This is a genomic window from Pseudomonas sp. CFBP 8758, from assembly GCF_014841725.1.
GTDB classification, from domain to species: domain Bacteria; phylum Pseudomonadota; class Gammaproteobacteria; order Pseudomonadales; family Pseudomonadaceae; genus Aquipseudomonas; species Aquipseudomonas baltica.
In genome coordinates this window covers 54,047-69,828 of sequence record NZ_JACYUK010000008.1, presented here as the reverse complement: position 1 = coordinate 69,828, position 15,782 = coordinate 54,047, and the positions used below count along the sequence as shown (strand labels likewise).

Here is a 15,782-nt window from a genome sequence, read left to right as displayed (position 1 = left end):
GTATTGTTATTGATGGGACTGGAGCAAGGCCTGTGCCAATTTCTGAAGAAAACTCTTTTACACCTCGCAATCAATGACTTGCAGCAACAAAGCACCAGAACGGTTTAACGATTGCATTGCAGCAAGATTGCATTTCATTGCAAAACCTTTCATCAGCCTTTAGCGTGCAATGACTACGCTCCAACAACTGCCCATCCACCAGGAGCGATTCCATGCTCGGCAAACTGGCTGTCATTTCTCCTTCCACAACCCTCACCGCGGTGATGAATCAGGTGCTGGAGAAACGTGGACTGCACGTGGCCGTGGTGGAAGCCGCGCAACATCAGGCGGTACTGATGGCGCGACGGGCGATCGACGAAGGTGCCAGCGTCCTGATCAGCCGTGGCAAGACCGCCAGCGTGCTGCGCGAGCACTTTCAGGTACCGATCGTGGAGGTGCGCCACACGTTCTTCGACTGCATCAATGCCTACCACAAAGCCTTGGCGGTGTCGGACCGCATCGCCTTCCTGGCCACCTCCGACGGCTATGCCGCGATCCTTGCGAAGGCAAGGCCGTTCATGCCGGCGGTGACCATCTGCCCGATCGACCCTTTCGGCAGCGCGCAAAGCACCGACGCGCAACTGGACCGCTTGCAGGAACAGGGTATCGAGGTGGCTATCGGCGGCTTGTCCCTGGAGCAGGCCGTCAAAGCTCGCGGCCTGCACTACATCATGTCCGATGCCGATGTCGACGCCGCCTTCGATGCCATCGACGAAGCCCTGCATCTGCTGCGCATCGAGCAGGAACGACTGCACAAGCGTCTGGAGCTGCAGGGGCGCTACGAGATGATCCGGTCGATCCTCGACTGTGTCTCCGAGGGCATCTTCAGCATCGACAGCCACGGCGTGATCACCAACATGAACAGCGTCGCCACCCACTACCTGGGCAGCGTGCGCTGTGGCGACAATGTGGCCGGCCTGCTCGCGCAGGACTACTTCGGCCGCGTGCTGGACAAGGGCGAGGCGGTGCGCGGTGCCTTGATCAACCTGGGGCGCCTGTCACTGACCTTGAGCATCGCGCCGATCACCTTGGGCGACCAGGTGATCGGCGCCGTCGCGACCCTGCAGAAGCAGACCGAAATCAAGGCCATCGAGCAGAAAATGCGCCGTCAGCTGGCGCGCCAGCACGTGGCCGAGAATACCTTCGCGTCGATCATCGGCAGCAGCCCGGCACTGGCCAAGGCCAAGCGCCTGGCGCAGACCTTCGCCGCAGTGGACAGCACGGTGATGATCGAAGGCGAAACCGGCACCGGCAAGGAGTTGTTCGCCCAGGGTATCCACAACGCCTCGAAGCGACGCCATGGCCCGTTCGTGGCGATCAACTGCGCGGCGTTCGCCCCCGGCGTGCTGGAGAGCGAACTGTTCGGCTACGTGAAGGGGGCGTTCACCGGTGCCTTGACCGAGGGCAAGGCCGGCGTGTTCGAGCTGGCCCACACCGGGACGATCTTTCTCGACGAGATCAGCGAAACCTCGGCGGAAATCCAGCTCAAGCTGTTGCGCACGCTGCAGGAGCGCAAGGTGGTGCGTATCGGCGACGACAAGGTCACGCCAGTGGACATTCGCATCATCACGGCCAGTAACAAACGCTTGCCGCAGTTGGTGGCGCAGGGGCTGTTCCGCGAGGATTTCTTCTACCGCATCTGCGTACTCAAGCTGCAGCTGCCTGCCCTGCGCGAACGTCGCCAGGACATTCCCGAACTGGTGGCCCACTTGCTGGCCAGCTTCGGCATGCCAGCCGCCGTTCCTGGAGCAGCCCTGCTGGCGCGCCTTAGCGAGCATGAGTGGCCAGGCAACATTCGCCAGCTGGGCAACATCGTCGAGCGCCTGGCGGTCATGGGCCAGGGCCGCGAAATGACCGGAGCGTGGGTGGAAGAAGCGCTGGAAGACCTGCCCTCGCCCGCCCAGCCTCTACCTCAAGCGCCGCCAATGCTGAACCGCAGCGAACGGCAGGTCCTGCTCGAGGCGTTGCACAGCGTGCGGGGCAATCGCGAACAGGCCGCCCGCTTGTTGCAGATCAGTACCACCACGCTGTGGCGGCGCATGAAGAAGTACCAGGACCTGGACCCGGATGCATTCGCGGTGACCCGTCTGTGCGGGTCCCAGGATGCATCTGCCGAGCGCCAGGTTGCGGCGCTGGAATAGCTCAGGAGTAGGCTTGGGAAACCTGCCCCACCGGCTGTTTGTGGCGCAGCGTCTGCTGTCGCGCCAGCTGCGCCTGGACCGTGGCGACCGCCTCGAGCACGCGGTGCGTCCAGCTCTGGTCATCCGGGCGCACCACGACCACGCGAAAACCATGCTCGTGGCCTTCGCTCTGCACACCCTCGGAGTCGTCGACGTGCAGATCGATGTCGAAGGCCGGCGGAAACTTCGAAGGCGAGAGGCTCATGCCATGGCTGGCCAGGGCGCGGCTATGGACTTCGCTGTTGACCACGCCGTCCACGCGGATACCGTGCAGCAACAGCCAGCGCTTGATATAGGCCGGTGTGCGCCCGGAAGAGGTATACACCCAGATGCTGCAGCCCTGACGACGCAGTTCACGCGTCAGCGAGCGGGTACCGATGCGCAGCGGCTCGCCCAGCCAGCGGTGCACGAAGCCGGGCAGCCAGCTCTGTTCGGCTTCGCTGTGATGGGGCAGGCAGGCCAGGGTGTCGTCGATGTCGAACGAGATACGCACGCGCGGACGGTTGAACGGATTCATCGGATTGAGACCTGTGATCGCTTGCCACATCGGATTGGGCGACGTTTGGGTTGAAGCGCTGCGGTCGCATCCGTCAGCGCGGTGTGTCTGGTTCATCGGCCCCTGCCCTCGTGCATGGCCAGCTGCTTGTGGCTGAGGAAGAACTTCTTCGGGTCCGGTGCCTGCTCTTCGAGGAAGGCGGCGTATTTCTTCTTGATCTTGGGCAATTCGTAGAGCGCCTTGACGCCATGCTTGGCGGAGTTGCGGATCACCGACGAAGGGTTGAAATAACCCTGCGCATTATCCAACGACAGCACGAAAGGCGGAAGCCCGGCGCGGATCAGCAGATAGCTGACGATCAGCGAACCGGTGCGATTGTTGCCTTCGATGAACAGCTGCGGCTTGCTGAGGATGCGCACGTAGACGCCGGCGGCGCGCTTCCACACCGACTCGCTGCGGTACGTGCAGTACCAGTTGTACAGATCCTTGATGCCACCTTCGGTGTTGTTGAAGAAATGCTCTTCGGTGGCGGCCAGATGCTGGGCAAACTCCACACGCCGCGCCGGATCACGCCCGCACAGCACGGTGGCATTGATTTCCAGCATCAGGTTCACCTGTTGCAGGTCGAACAGATCAACCCCTGCTGCCACGTATTCGTCGACCAGGGCATAGCCGGCCAGGACGTTCTCCACCACCTCGTCCGTCAACGGATCACGCTGCTCGGTGAAGTGCTCGCTGAGCTCGGCAAAGCGGCCCTGCACTTCGCGCAGGGCTACTTCGATGGCGGGCAGATCAAGACGACGCGTTGCAGACATGAATGTTCCTGGACTCGATGGGTGAAACGGCATCCTGCCGCTGTCTAGCTGAACTTGCCGCTGATGTAGTCGCCAGTCATCTGTTCGCGCGGGTTCTCGAAGATCTGCGCGGTCGGGCCCATCTCCACCAGGTAACCGGTGCGGGTCCCCTGGGAAATGTCCACCGAAAAGAACGCGGTGGTGTCGGCGACGCGTATTGCCTGCTGCATGTTATGGGTTACCAGCGCGATGGTGTAGTCCTTCTTGAGCTCCACCATCAGCTCTTCGACGCGGCGCGTGGCGATCGGATCGAGGGCCGAGCAGGGTTCGTCGAGCAGCAGCACTTCAGGCTCCGTGGCAATTGCGCGGGCGATGCACAGGCGTTGCTGCTGGCCGCCGGACAGCGACAGGCCGCTGACCTTGAGCTTGTCCTTGACCTCGTCCCACAGCGCCGCTCCCTGCAGCGCATGCTTGACCCGATCACCCAGGTCACCCTTGTAGCGGTTCAGACGCAGGCCGAAGGCGACGTTGTCGAAAATGCTCATGGAAAACGGGTTGGGCTGCTGGAAGACCATGCCGATATAACGGCGCACCACCACCGGATCCACGCCCTTGCCATACACGTCCTGGCCGAGAAAATGCACGTGGCCTTCGAAGCGGAAGCCCTTCACCAGGTCGTTCATGCGGTTCAGGCTGCGCAGCACGGTGCTCTTGCCGCAACCCGAGGGACCGATGAAGCCGGTGATCTTGTTCTTCTCGATCGGTACGTGGCTGTCGCGCACGGCCATGAAGTTGCCGTAGAAGATCTTGTCGAGCTTGCAGTCCATGACCACAGGTGCCTGGGTCGCGAACGGGACGGCTTTTTGCACGGATAGTACACTCACAATATAGGTGCTCCCATTCTCAGAACTTGGGCTTGCCGAAAACACGACTGACAATGTTCACAAACAGCACGATCATCACCAACACGAGGGAGGCCGCCCAGGCGAGCTCCAACTGGTTGTCGAAGGGCATGCCGGAAAAGTTGTAGATCAGCACGGCCAGCGACGCGGTGGGGTTCATGACCGCCAGGCTGCCTTCGTGGTAGATCCAGTAGTTGCTGAACAGCGCGGTGAACAACAGCGGAGCGGTTTCGCCCGCAGCCCGTGCCACGGCGAGCATGACCCCGGTGAGGATCGCCGGCATGCCGGTGGGCAGGATGATCTTCCAGATCACCTGCGAGCGCGTGCAACCCATGCCATAAGCGGCGTCCTTCATCACCTTGGGCACCATCTTCATGGACTCCTCGGCGGTCAGCACCACGATCGGCAGCATCAGCACGGCCAGGGCCACCCCGCCCGCAGGCGCGGAATAGGTACCGGTAGTCATCACCACCAGCGCGTAGGCGAACACCCCGGCCAGAATCGACGGCAGGCCGGTGAGCATCTTCGCCGCGAACCGCGCGGCGTTGGCCAGTTTGCTGTCGGGCCCAAGCTCGGCGAGGAACACCGCTGCCATGATGCCGACAGGTACCGCGATCGCCGCCGCGATACCGACCATCACGAAGGTGCCGGCCATGGCATTACCGAAGCCGCCGCCGGTTTCGAAACCGGTCGGTGGCAGCTCGGTGAACACTTCCAGGCTCAGCCGCGCACCGCCACGGGTGATCAACATGTACAGCACCGACAGCAGCGGCACGCTGGCAATCAGCGCGCCGCTCCAGACCAGCGTGGTCAATACCAGGCTGCGCAGGGCGCGACCTTCGAACTTGCGCTGCAGGCTGGGCAGCGCGGCGGTAGGCGTACTCAGGCTTGTCATTATTTGCTACCCCGTTGCGCGTAGACCATGAGCATGGAGCCGATGAGGTTGACGATCAGGGTGATCAGCATCAACACCAGTGCCGCGTACATCAGCACTTCGATCTCGCTGGGCCCGGCCTCCGGGAAGTTCAGTGCCAACAGCGCTGCCAGGGTGTTGGCCGGAGCGAACAGCGACAGCGAGATGTTGTTGGCGTTGCCCACCAGCATGGCCAGGGCCATGGTCTCACCCAGGGCTCGACCCAGGCCCAGTACCAGCGAACCGAAGATACCGGTTGCCGCCGAGGGCACCATGACCTTCAGGATCGCTTCCCAGTGGGTAGTACCCATGCCGTAGGCGGCTTGCTTGGTTTTCATCGGCACGGCGGTCAGGGCGTCCTGGGACACCGCAGCGATGGTCGGCAGAATCATGATGGCCAGCACCAGCGCAGCTGGCAGCAGCCCGGGCCCGCTCAGTGATGTGCCGAAAAAGGGAATCCAGCTCAGTTCGGTGTGCAGCCAGGTGGTCAGCGGGCGAATCGCCGGGATGACTACATAGATGCCCCACAGGCCGTAGACGACGCTTGGAATGGCCGCGAGCAGTTCGACGATTGTGCGGAATACCGCCGCCAGCTTGGCAGGCAGGAAATCCTGGGTCAGGAAGATCGCCATGCTGATGCCGAAGAAACCGGCGATGACCAGGGCGATCAAGGCGCTGTACAGCGTCCCCCAGATGGCCGGGAGAATGCCGTACTTGCCTTGGTTGACATCCCACACGGTGCCGAACAGCACGTCGAAGCCGTGTTTTTCCATGCCGGGCAGTGCCTTGCGCCCTACTTCGAATACCAGGGCAAATACCACGGCCAGAATCAGCACCACACCGACGCGCGCAAGCGCACGGAACGTGCGATCGACCAGAAAGTCCTTCGTCGAAGGCGGCTGGCAGGCTGAGTCCGGGTTATCCGGTACAACGAAAGGGCTGTTCATTGATTAATTCCGGGGTGTGGAAGTAGACCCCGCCCGACCCGGCGGCGACGCCTGGAAGGGAGAGGTCTTGCGCATGTCACTGGATGTTGGCGCTGGCCTTGCGAACCTGCTCGACGACCGACGGCGGCAACGGGATGTAGCCCATCGAATCGGCGATCTTCTGGCCTTCGGTCAGGCTGTACTCGATCATGTCGCGCATGGCCTTGGCCTTGGCGGGATCTTCGTTCTGCTTGCGGAAGATCATCCAGGTGTAGGTGGTGATCGGGTAGGACTTCTCACCTTCTGGATCCGGCAGCCAGGCCACCAGGTTTTCCGGCATCTTCACCGCAGCCAGGGCTTCGGCACCGCTTTCGGCATTCGGTACCACGTACTTGCCGGCCTTGTTCTGCAGCTCGGCGAAGTCGACCTTGGCCAGTTTGGCGAAGCCATACTCGATGTAGCCGATCGCGCCAGGGGTCTGGCGAACGGTGGCGGTAACGCCGTCGTTCTTGGGCGACTTGATGAACTTGTCACTGGCAGGCCAGTTGACGGTGTTGCCCTCGCCCAGGGTCTGCTTGAACGCCGGGTTGATGGTTGCCAGGTGCTTGGTGAACACTGCGGTGGTGCCACTGGAGTCGGCGCGCACGACCACGGTGATCGGCATGTCGGTGAGTTTCAGATCCGGGTTGGCAGCGACGATCTGCGGATCGTTCCACTTGGTGATCTTGCCCAGGAAGATGTTGGAGTAGACTTCACGCGGCAGTTTCAGGCCCTTGGGGCTGCCCGGCAGGTTGTAGGCCAGGACGATTTCGCCCGCGGTCATCGGCAGCAGTTGCGCGCCTTCGGCAACCTTGGCGATGTCTTCATCTTTCATGGCCGAGTCGCTGGCAGCGAAATCGACGGTCTTGTTCAAAAAGTCCTGTACGCCCGCACCGCTACCCTTGGACTGGTAGTCAACGGTAACGCCAGCGGTTTTCTTGCTGAAGTCCTTGAACCAGGTGAGGTAGATCGGGGCCGGAAAGCTGGCGCCGGAGCCGGTCAACCGAACGCTTTCGGCAGCGAAGGCCATGGAGCTGGCGCTGAGCGAAACGGCAACGGCGAGCGCGGCAGACTTCATCAAACTTTTCATCTAAGGAACTCACTGAGATAAAGGGCAACGGAACTGTGCACAGCTTTTGTTACGGTTTGATGAATCCGACGACCGGCAGTGACTCTTTCGCGGACGACGCGTGCGTAAATCTCATCGAGTTGTTGTAACCTCGCCCGGCGCCAGCGCAGGCGATGCCTGTTGCCATGGCTCAGGCCTCCATCATTTTTACGCCTGGTTGCTCGCCGGAGCTGGCAACCGCTCAAAGAGAATCCGAACATGCGGCATTCCATGATCAACCGTTGGTGCATGGGCTTGCTGGCCCTGTGCCTGTGGGCCACCCTGCCCGCCCATGCCGAGCCTGCCCCGGCACCGCCGGCCAATACCGCCAGCGCCCCGGTCGAAGTGCTGGCCACACCCGCACAGCTCAGCGACCAGCTCGACCAGATTCGCCAGAAGGTCTCGACTGCCGCCAACGATGACCTGCTTGCCAGCCTGCGCCAGGCAGCGCTGCAGGTGCAGCGTCAGGCCGATGCGTTGCTGGCTCGCCAGGGCGTGGACATGGGGCATCTGGATGACCAGCTCAACGTGCTGGGCGCAGCGCAACCGGAGGAGCCGCAGACCCTGACGGCCCAGCGCCGCACGCTGACCAACCAGAAGAAGGCGTTGACCACCGACCAGGCCGATACCACGGCGTTGAGTACCTCGGCCGGTGACCTGGCGATCCAGATCCTCAACCTGCGGCGCAACCTGCTGGACACCCAGATCAGCACCCGGTCCGCCAGCCCCTTGAGCTCCGCGTTCTGGTCCAGCCTGATCCAGCCCACCGATGACGACGTCAGAAAGCTGGGCAGCCTCTGGCAGGACGTCTCTCAAGTCTTCGACAGCGCCCTGGCACCCGGCTCGCGCGGCACGTTCATCACGATTGTGCTGGGCGCCCTGCTGATATGGGTGGTGGCCCGACGGCTGATCGAGCGACTGCTGGTGCGGGCCATGATTCGCTGGTTCCCCGAAGGTCGGTTGCGCCGCAGTACGCTGGCCATGGCCACCGGGCTGACCACGGTGCTGACCATCAGCGCGGCGACCTCGCTGCTGCAGTGGGGCATCGTCAGCCATTCGCAACCCAGCGCCAATGTGTTGAACCTGATCGAACAGGTGCAGACACTGATCCTGTTCTGCGCCTTCATCGTCGGCATGGGCCGCGCCCTGCTGATGCTGCCCAACCCGTCCTGGCGCCTGCCCAACATTCCCGACCCGATCGCCAGCGCCATTGGCAACCTGCCAGCCGTGCTCGCCCTGGCATTGATGTTCACCGGCACCTTCGAACGGATCAACAGCGTGATCGCCAGCAGCCTGGCACTGTCGGTTGCGGTCAACGGCCTGACCGCGCTGCTGGTAGCGTCGATCTTCGTCTACGGCCTGGTGCGTGTGCGCCAAACGCGTCGCCGCTTCACCCTCGAGCGCACCGCAGGCTTCGTCGGCCTGATTCCGTTCATCCTCTCGGTGTGGATCGGCATCATCGTGCTCGGGCTGCTGAGCGGCTACCTGACGCTGGCCTACGTGCTGACCGTCAAGCTGCTGTGGATCAGCCTGGTCACCTCGACCGCGTACCTGCTGACGGTGTTCTTCGTCGACATCTGCGAAACCCTGCTCTCGCCCAAGCAGTCCGGCGGCCAGGCCCTGGGCGCCATGCTCGGGCTGTCGCCACGGCATCAGGCCCAGGCCAGTACCCTGCTGGCCGGCGTGGGCCGAACCTTGCTGCTGTGCGTTGCGCTGATTCTGGCCTTCATGCCGTCGGGATCGAACCCCAGCGAACTGCTGGCCAGCTTCGCCCGGCTGGACGTGGGCAGCAAATCCCTCGGCGCCTTCAACATCGTGCCGGGCGATATCCTGATTGCGGTGCTGCTGCTGGTTGGCGGCCTGTTCAGTATCCGCGTCCTGAAGAACTGGCTGGGGGATCGGCTGCTGCCGGAAACCAACATGGACGCCGGCATGCGCGCCTCGCTGGTGACCCTGGTCGGCTACATCGGCTTCGTGCTGTTGGGCATCGCAGTGCTGTCGACGCTGCGCATCAGCCTGACCAACCTGACCTGGGTGGTCAGCGCGCTGTCGGTCGGTATCGGCTTTGGCCTGCAGGCAATCGTGCAGAACTTCATCTCCGGATTGATCCTGCTCACCGAGCGGCCGGTCAAGGTCGGCGACTGGGTCAGCCTGGCTGGCGTGGAGGGGGATATCCGCCGCATCAACGTGCGCGCCACGGAAATCCAGATGGGCGACCGTTCGACGGTGATCGTTCCCAACTCGCAATTCATTACCCAGAACGTGCGCAACGTGACCATGGGCAACGCGTTGGGCGTGGTGGGCATCACCCTCACCCTGCCACTGGACACCGACGTGCTGAAGATCCGCGAGCTGCTGATGACCGCCTACGCCGAGCATGAAGCGGTCCTGGCCGAGCCGGCACCGTCGGTAACCTTCAAGGACCTGACCAGCGCCGGCCTGCTGATCAGCGTCAGCGGCTTCGTCAACAGCCCGCGTTCGGTGGGAACCGCGCGCAGTGACCTGCTGTTCACCATCCTCGACCGCCTGCGCACCATGGGCGTAGCGCTTTCGGCGCCACAGAGCATGCTGCTGATCAACGAAAAAGGCGAAGCCAGCCCGGCGCCGGAGAATGGCTCGATCAGCTGATCGTCACCGGGTAGTGGACAGCAAGGCAAAAAAAACGCTCCTCCTCGGCATGTGGCCGAGGGGGAGCGTTTGTACATCCGGGGTTCGGCGTATCAGCTCGAATGCTGCACGAACAACGCGCTCACATCCGCAGTCAGCTGGTTGGTAGCACCCAGGTAATCGATCAATTCCGCCGCACGGCTGCCACGCAGGCCTGCGGTGGTGATCTTGCCGTCATGCACGTACGTGTACACCCCGGACACCGCGAACGCCTTGAGCTGGGCAATATGCCGAGCCTGCTCGGCCTGCGATTGCTGGAACTCGTCACTCTGGAAAAACTGTCGGCGCGCCAGCGGGCTGAGGAACGCGATCTCCAGCACGGCCAGCTGTTCCCGCACCGGTGTCGCCTTGTGCGCCACATCCGGGGCCGGTGGGTGCATGCCATCGTTCGCGAAGGGCGCACACGGGTGCAGGCGCACCTTGAGTACCGCATCGCTGGCTGCCAGCAGCGGGCCCAGTTCGTCGCGCAGGTACTGATGCAGGCTTTCCAGGGTGCCGCGCGGGCTCAGGTGCAGGTGAATGCGATCGGCCTGATCCAGGCCATTCATGACTTCGTCGCCGGTGCGGTTGACCAGATTGATCGAGCCTTCGGGCAGATCATAGGCCAGGGTTTCCTCGAACATGTTCTGTTCGTCGCTGAACAACAACGAGCTGGCGTCCTGGAACTGCTTCTGGTCAGCCGCAGAGAGGAAACCGATCTCTACCCCGCCGTCGAGCTCGTAGTCGCTGATTTCCTGGATACCTTCGGCCAGCGGCCACAGATGGGCATCCTGCTCGCGGGAAAGATGGTGCTGGATGTACAGGCCCAATCCCGGCAGCCGTGCGCACAGCGGACCATGCACGTCGCGCCAGTAGTGGGCGAATATGTCGTGCGGTACCCGTGGTCGACGTTTGACGGTGGTGTAGCTGTTGATTTGGATCATGGGGCACCCGTGGGATTGAAAACAGTGTCTGTTCAGAGCCCGGTGACGCTGCACGGGTTCAACCTGACTGGGTGCAATGACGGGCGAACGGTACGCCGCTAGGGATTGGAAATCCGGTTGACGCTGGTGATCCCGCCGTTCCAGATCATTTCGTAGTGCCCCGCCTGAATGATCGAGGCAACAGGCCTGGGCGTCATCAATGCCCAGCAATGGTTGCCCGGCGAGCGTACCGAGTGGTAGAGCAAGCCCGTGGCGCCCAGTTGCCGAACGTGCGCACCCAGCGCATTGGCGGCGCTGTAGTCGTCCGGGGCGTAGACCGGGTCTTGCAACGACAGCCCGGTGGCATCGCGGCAAGCGGCATCATTGAAAGCGCAGACCAGGCTGCGGAAGACGAAACGCTCGTAGTTCAAGCCGGCCACCTTTGCCCAGTAGCGGTTTTGATGGTGGTGCACTTCGGCAATCGCCGTCTCCACCGTATCGGCCAGGTACAGCACCCCATAGCTGCCATCACTGAAGCGCGAGCCATCGGCATTCACATGGGTGAACGGCGCCGTCGCGTAGGAACAACCCACGATGCCGAATGGAATCTGATCCAGGGGGATCAGCTGCAGCGCGCCGACCTCGTTCTGCAGCCTGGGATTGGTCAGCGCCTGGAGTCGATAGAGCATGTCGAACTCATCGGCATCGGCGACATCGTCGAACAGCGCGATGGGCGGAAACCGCGAATTCACCAGGCGATAAGCCTGCACGGCAGCACCGGCCACGGCAGGCAATCGAGCGGCCGTCACCATTGCGCGCCACGCAAGGCGTCCACTCGACGAAAGGTTTCGTAGAGTGAGATGAAATCGCCCTGGGCCATCACCTCGAGCGGTTTGCGGCCGTTAAAGAAAGCGTTGGCGTTCTCCATGTTGGCAAAGCCATAAACGTTTTCCGGGTTATCGAAGATCGTGCGCAAGGCCGCGTGAATGTTCAGAACGAAGCTGATGCGATGCATCTGGTCCATGTCCAGGCTCACCGACCATTGGGCATCGCCCTGCCGGCCACGGCTATAGGTGCTGCGCGAGATGCGCAGGATCTTGCAGGCCTGCTCGCCCGACGCATTCCATTTGTCCAGAATGCGCAAGGCGGTGCGCAGACCCGCCACGCATTGGTCGCGGGTGAACTCGGCGGTTTGCAGCGAGGCAGTCATGGTCAGGCCCTTTTTTTCCGATCTACAGAGCATATATTAGCACTTATAGGTCTGTAGAATCAATCTTCGCACTTTATGTCCGGATATAAGCTCAGCGCGATGGCAGCTTGTCGATGTCATCCAGTGCCCGGTAGACCTCATCCACCCCGTGCTGCCAGGCTTCGCGCGGCAGCGGCCACGCCTCCAGGCGCTGCTGCAGGTGCTCTGCGGCATCGGCCAGCATCAGCGCGCCCGCCATGCGCGCGGCCCCCTCCATGCGATGGGCCAGGCCGATGGCCGCCTGCAGACGCTGCTCCTGCAAGGCCTGGGTCAGCTCGCGCAAATCGTCTCGACAGGTCGTTACCAGAAGCTGCTCGAGCGTTCGCCGGGTCGCTGCATCTAGTGCTGGCGCAAGCGGCGCCACCGATCGCTCGGCGACCCGCAGGAATTGGCCGCAGACCCGTGCCAGCTCCGACAGCTGCAAGGGCTTGAGCAACACATCGTTCATGCCGCTGGCATAGCAGCGCTGCACGTGCTCGGGATAACTGGCGGCGGAAATGGCGACGATGGGAACGTGCCCGTAGCCGCCGGGTATCTGCCGGATCTTGCGGGCCAGGGCGTAGCCATCGAGGTCCGGCAGCTGGCAATCCAGCAATACCAGACCCAAATCGTCATGCGCACTGAGGGTGCCCAGGGCCTGCGTACCACTCCCGACCACTTCGCAGCGGTAGCCCAGCAATTCCAGTTGCTGGGCGATGACGCGTTGATTGAGCACATGGTCTTCGACCACCAGTACCGTCTTGCGCAGCGCCACCAACGTGTCCACCGAAGCGGCAGGCAGCGCCGTTGACAGTGTCGGCGACAGCGCTTGCAGCGTCACCGGCAACCGGCAGCTAATTACGGTGCCGCAGCCCACTTCGCTGCGCAGGGCGATGCTGCCACCCATGAGCTGGATCAGCTCGCGGCAGATGGCCAGACCCAAGCCGCTGCCCCCGTAGCGCTCGGTCGTGCTGCCATTGGCCTGGGTGAATGCTTCGAACACAGCGTTGTGGCGATCCGGCGCGATGCCGACACCACTGTCGCTGACGCGGATCTCCAGCCACCCGCCTGCGCCACTGGCCGTGGGGCGGCATTCGAGGGCCAGGGTGACCTGGCCATGGTGGGTGAACTTGACCGCATTGGAGAGCAGGTTGGTGAGAATCTGCCGCACGCGCAGGCGATCGACTCCGAGCAGCGTGTGATCGAACCCCAGCGCGCGGTAATCCAGGCGCAGGCCTTTACGCTCGGCTTCCAGGCGGTACAGCTCGGCGACGCTGCGGCCCAACGCGGCCAGGTCGGTGGGCTGCAGGTGCAGACGTACCGCGCCGGCGTCCAGGCGCGTGATCTCCAGAATGTCGTCGAGCAGCTCCAGCAGATTCACGGCCGAATCGTTGGCCAGGCCAACCCACTGTTGTTCACGGGCACCCAGATGGCTGCGGGACAACAGTTCGATGGCCGACAGCACCGCATTCATCGGCGTGCGAATCTCGTGGCCGAGCATGGCCAAAAAGCGCGCCATGCGCCGTTCGCTGCGTTGCGCGCGGCGTTGCGCCACGCGAGCGCGGCGGGCCAGGGTGGCGAGCAGCAGCAACAGCCCAAGTCCCACGACGATTTCCAGCCAGTAATACTGCGCCAGGGTCTGCCAGGTGGGTGCGCCGAAATCGGTCTGCGCCAACCAACGGTCATAGATGTCATCGGTGGCCTTGGAGGTGAGGCTGTCCAGCGCCTTGTCGACGATGGCGCGCAACAGCGGCTCGCTGGGTGTCACGCCCATGGCCAGCACCACCGGCATGTCGGCCACCACGCCGGCCAGGTGCAGGCGACCGGAATATTTGCGGCGCAACACCGGTTGCAGCACGGCGTCGAGACCGATTGCCACGTCCGCGCGTTGTTCGGCCACCGCGGCCAGGGCCTGTTCGGCATCACCGAGCAACAGCAGGCGAACGTCGGGATGGTGCTGGCGAAGGTAGTGTTCATAGCCACCACCGCCTTTCACCGCCACGGTCTGCCCTGCCAGGCGGCCGGCAGTGAACAGCATGGGCTTGCCGGCGCGGGTGATCGCCACCGTCGCGCCAAAGAAATACGGCTGGCTCAACAACAACTGGCTGCGTGGCTGTGCGTCGAGCAAACGCTCGGACACTGCCGAAGCCAGCATCAGTCGGCCGCTGGCCAGGCTCTGCTGCGTTGACTGCCAGTCGGGACTGGGCACGCGGACCAGACGCAGGCCGGTGCTGCGCTGGATATGATCGATGTAGTCACGGGTCAGCCCCTGATGCTGGCCATTTTCCACGTACTCGATGGGCCAGTAGGGATCCACCGCATACTCCACCACCGGGTGGTCACGGATCCAGCCGCGCTCGGCCTCGGTCAACGCCAGCGTTCGAGCGTCGAGCGAAGCGCTGTAGCACAGCGCGATCAGGGGAACGGCCCAAGGCTTCATGGTGCAGCTGTCCGTGGGGTGCGTACGGGCAGACTAGCAGGGCCGAGACATGACAGGTTTTTAACGTTTCGGGGGTATGTGAACGGTTATTTTCAGCGTCGAAGCTCCCCTCCCAACAGCCCGTGGCGACGGCTATTGGCGTTGCACCACCGCCACCTCGGCAACCGGCGCCAAGCGCGCCGCAAGGTCGACGGACAGCGCCTGAGCCGCGCTCCAGCGCAAGTGAATGGCATCGACGAAAGCGGTCTCGCCGACCTGGTATTCGGTATCGGCGTTCCACAACTGCGCGCCACTGCGATCCAGGGTCTGGCGCAGCGCACTGTCGAACGCGGCCAGCAGGCGACCGTCGCCGTCGTGTTCGGCCTTCCACTGCGGATGCAGCGGAGTCGCCACCACGGTCAATGGCCGCCCTTCGCGCTTGAGACGCTGGGCCAGGCTGTCGAGCGCGGCGAAGCAGGTCGGGTCGAGCGCGTCGGGCTGGCCGTACAGCAGCGCGCGAGAATTGCGGGTGTCCAGCGGGCCGTCGCCGTAACGGTTGAACACCAACGGGTCGAACTCGACCTGCCCGGCGCGCTGGGCCTTGACCGTGCGTGCGTTGCGCAGCAGCGAGCCGGGGGTGAAGTAGCGCATGTAGGGCAGCCAGGCCGAGCCCTGTCCGTACACATAGGCGTCGGCGTCGCGGCGGTCGAACACGGCCGCGGCAACCGTGCTGCAACCCGCGAAGTCCAGTGGGTCGACGATCATCAGCACTTGCTCGACGGTGGTTTCGCGGTCGAGCAGCCAGTTGGCGACGTACACCGCCTGGTTGGCGCGCAGTCCGCAGAACGCACCATTGAGTGGCCGCACCCCAGGGGCCTTGTCGGCGACCGTCTGGCCGTCAAAGTGCCGCCACGCGACCGACGAACCCACCACCAGCAGGTTCGGCGCCTGCGCCGGGTGCTCACGCATGAACGAGAGCTTTTCGTCCGCACACAGGCTGTTGGAAAACGCCGGCGGCGGCAGGTTGCCGGTGGCGCGCAGCCCCAGAATCAAGCCGGCGAAAAGCGCCAGACTGCCGAACAGCCCGACACCCATCCAGATCAGGTAGGCGGGGCCCATGGCGGCGCCCGCAGGCGGCGATGCGTGTGGCTGTGCGGTCGTTTGCATCG

General features: G+C 63.3%; 13 protein-coding genes. 2 read left to right on the top strand and 11 right to left on the bottom strand.

Annotated elements, in window-relative coordinates; genetic code table 11:
• Positions 1 to 212: 212 nt before the first annotated feature.
• Complete coding sequence (locus tag IFT75_RS17940) at positions 213 to 2,180, top strand: sigma 54-interacting transcriptional regulator (protein ID WP_192055971.1); 1,968 nt, start codon at positions 213 to 215, stop codon at positions 2,178 to 2,180.
• A 1-nt stretch (position 2,181) separates the two neighbouring features.
• Here IFT75_RS17940 and IFT75_RS17935 read toward each other — a convergent pair whose 3' ends face one another.
• The 6 genes from IFT75_RS17935 to pstS all read right to left on the bottom strand — a co-directional run bounded on the left by IFT75_RS17935 (position 2,182) and on the right by pstS (position 7,379).
• Positions 2,182 to 2,736: a hypothetical protein gene (locus IFT75_RS17935; protein WP_240998767.1), complete on the bottom strand. Its 555-nt coding sequence runs from the start codon at positions 2,734 to 2,736 to the stop codon at positions 2,182 to 2,184.
• Positions 2,737 to 2,828: 92 nt separating this feature from the next.
• Complete coding sequence (locus IFT75_RS17930; RefSeq protein ID WP_185793303.1) at positions 2,829 to 3,530, bottom strand: hypothetical protein; 702 nt, start codon at positions 3,528 to 3,530, stop codon at positions 2,829 to 2,831.
• A 44-nt stretch (positions 3,531 to 3,574) separates the two neighbouring features.
• Positions 3,575 to 4,336: a phosphate ABC transporter ATP-binding protein PstB gene (gene pstB, locus IFT75_RS17925; RefSeq protein WP_010210300.1), complete on the bottom strand. Its 762-nt coding sequence runs from the start codon at positions 4,334 to 4,336 to the stop codon at positions 3,575 to 3,577.
• A 76-nt stretch (positions 4,337 to 4,412) separates the two neighbouring features.
• Entirely contained in the window at positions 4,413 to 5,306 is an 894-nt protein-coding gene (gene pstA / locus IFT75_RS17920; protein ID WP_122797515.1) for a phosphate ABC transporter permease PstA, read from the bottom strand.
• Positions 5,306 to 6,271, bottom strand: a complete 966-nt coding sequence (gene pstC / locus IFT75_RS17915) for a phosphate ABC transporter permease subunit PstC (protein ID WP_122477973.1) — start codon at positions 6,269 to 6,271, stop codon at positions 5,306 to 5,308. The genes pstA and pstC overlap by 1 nt, the downstream gene beginning before the upstream one ends.
• A 76-nt stretch (positions 6,272 to 6,347) precedes the next feature.
• The gene (pstS, locus tag IFT75_RS17910) at positions 6,348 to 7,379 is read right to left on the bottom strand and encodes a phosphate ABC transporter substrate-binding protein PstS (RefSeq protein ID WP_122477972.1); all 1,032 of its coding nucleotides are present in this window, start codon (positions 7,377 to 7,379) and stop codon (positions 6,348 to 6,350) included.
• Between the two features lie 237 nt (positions 7,380 to 7,616).
• Between pstS and IFT75_RS17905 the strand changes: the two genes are divergently transcribed.
• Complete coding sequence (locus IFT75_RS17905) at positions 7,617 to 10,025, top strand: DUF3772 domain-containing protein (protein WP_185793301.1); 2,409 nt, start codon at positions 7,617 to 7,619, stop codon at positions 10,023 to 10,025.
• A gap of 92 nt (positions 10,026 to 10,117) precedes the next feature.
• Here IFT75_RS17905 and IFT75_RS17900 read toward each other — a convergent pair whose 3' ends face one another.
• The 5 genes from IFT75_RS17900 to IFT75_RS17880 form a co-directional block, all read right to left on the bottom strand.
• A complete protein-coding gene (locus tag IFT75_RS17900) occupies positions 10,118 to 10,987 on the bottom strand; it encodes an EthD domain-containing protein (RefSeq protein ID WP_192055969.1) in 870 nt (289 codons plus the stop codon).
• 98 nt (positions 10,988 to 11,085) lie between these two features.
• On the bottom strand, positions 11,086 to 11,778 hold the full coding sequence (locus IFT75_RS17895) for an RES family NAD+ phosphorylase (protein ID WP_122477964.1): 693 nt from the start codon (positions 11,776 to 11,778) through the stop codon (positions 11,086 to 11,088).
• On the bottom strand, positions 11,772 to 12,176 hold the full coding sequence (locus IFT75_RS17890) for an antitoxin Xre-like helix-turn-helix domain-containing protein (protein WP_122715433.1): 405 nt from the start codon (positions 12,174 to 12,176) through the stop codon (positions 11,772 to 11,774). Before IFT75_RS17890 ends, IFT75_RS17895 begins: the two co-directional genes overlap by 7 nt.
• A gap of 91 nt (positions 12,177 to 12,267) precedes the next feature.
• Positions 12,268 to 14,634: an ATP-binding protein gene (locus IFT75_RS17885; RefSeq protein ID WP_192055967.1), complete on the bottom strand. Its 2,367-nt coding sequence runs from the start codon at positions 14,632 to 14,634 to the stop codon at positions 12,268 to 12,270.
• A 132-nt stretch (positions 14,635 to 14,766) separates the two neighbouring features.
• Positions 14,767 to 15,780, bottom strand: coding sequence for a hypothetical protein (locus IFT75_RS17880; RefSeq protein WP_185793297.1), 1,014 nt, complete (start codon positions 15,778 to 15,780; stop codon positions 14,767 to 14,769).
• Between the last annotated feature and the right edge of the window lie 2 nt (positions 15,781 to 15,782).

What these genes read in the sequence shown, in the direction of transcription:
- pstS (WP_122477972.1), bottom strand. Translation starts at nt 7,379, where the DNA reads ATGAAAAGTTTGATGAAGTCTGCCGCGCTCGCCGTTGCCGTTTCGCTC.
- IFT75_RS17930 (WP_185793303.1), bottom strand. Translation starts at nt 3,530, where the DNA reads ATGTCTGCAACGCGTCGTCTTGATCTGCCCGCCATCGAAGTAGCCCTG.
- IFT75_RS17880 (WP_185793297.1), bottom strand. Translation starts at nt 15,780, where the DNA reads ATGCAAACGACCGCACAGCCACACGCATCGCCGCCTGCGGGCGCCGCC.
- IFT75_RS17900 (WP_192055969.1), bottom strand. Translation starts at nt 10,987, where the DNA reads ATGATCCAAATCAACAGCTACACCACCGTCAAACGTCGACCACGGGTA.
- IFT75_RS17905 (WP_185793301.1), top strand. Translation starts at nt 7,617, where the DNA reads ATGCGGCATTCCATGATCAACCGTTGGTGCATGGGCTTGCTGGCCCTG.
- IFT75_RS17890 (WP_122715433.1), bottom strand. Translation starts at nt 12,176, where the DNA reads ATGACTGCCTCGCTGCAAACCGCCGAGTTCACCCGCGACCAATGCGTG.
- pstC (WP_122477973.1), bottom strand. Translation starts at nt 6,271, where the DNA reads ATGAACAGCCCTTTCGTTGTACCGGATAACCCGGACTCAGCCTGCCAG.
- pstB (WP_010210300.1), bottom strand. Translation starts at nt 4,336, where the DNA reads ATGGACTGCAAGCTCGACAAGATCTTCTACGGCAACTTCATGGCCGTG.
- IFT75_RS17895 (WP_122477964.1), bottom strand. Translation starts at nt 11,778, where the DNA reads ATGGTGACGGCCGCTCGATTGCCTGCCGTGGCCGGTGCTGCCGTGCAG.
- IFT75_RS17935 (WP_240998767.1), bottom strand. Translation starts at nt 2,736, where the DNA reads ATGAATCCGTTCAACCGTCCGCGCGTGCGTATCTCGTTCGACATCGAC.
- IFT75_RS17885 (WP_192055967.1), bottom strand. Translation starts at nt 14,634, where the DNA reads ATGAAGCCTTGGGCCGTTCCCCTGATCGCGCTGTGCTACAGCGCTTCG.
- pstA (WP_122797515.1), bottom strand. Translation starts at nt 5,306, where the DNA reads ATGACAAGCCTGAGTACGCCTACCGCCGCGCTGCCCAGCCTGCAGCGC.
- IFT75_RS17940 (WP_192055971.1), top strand. Translation starts at nt 213, where the DNA reads ATGCTCGGCAAACTGGCTGTCATTTCTCCTTCCACAACCCTCACCGCG.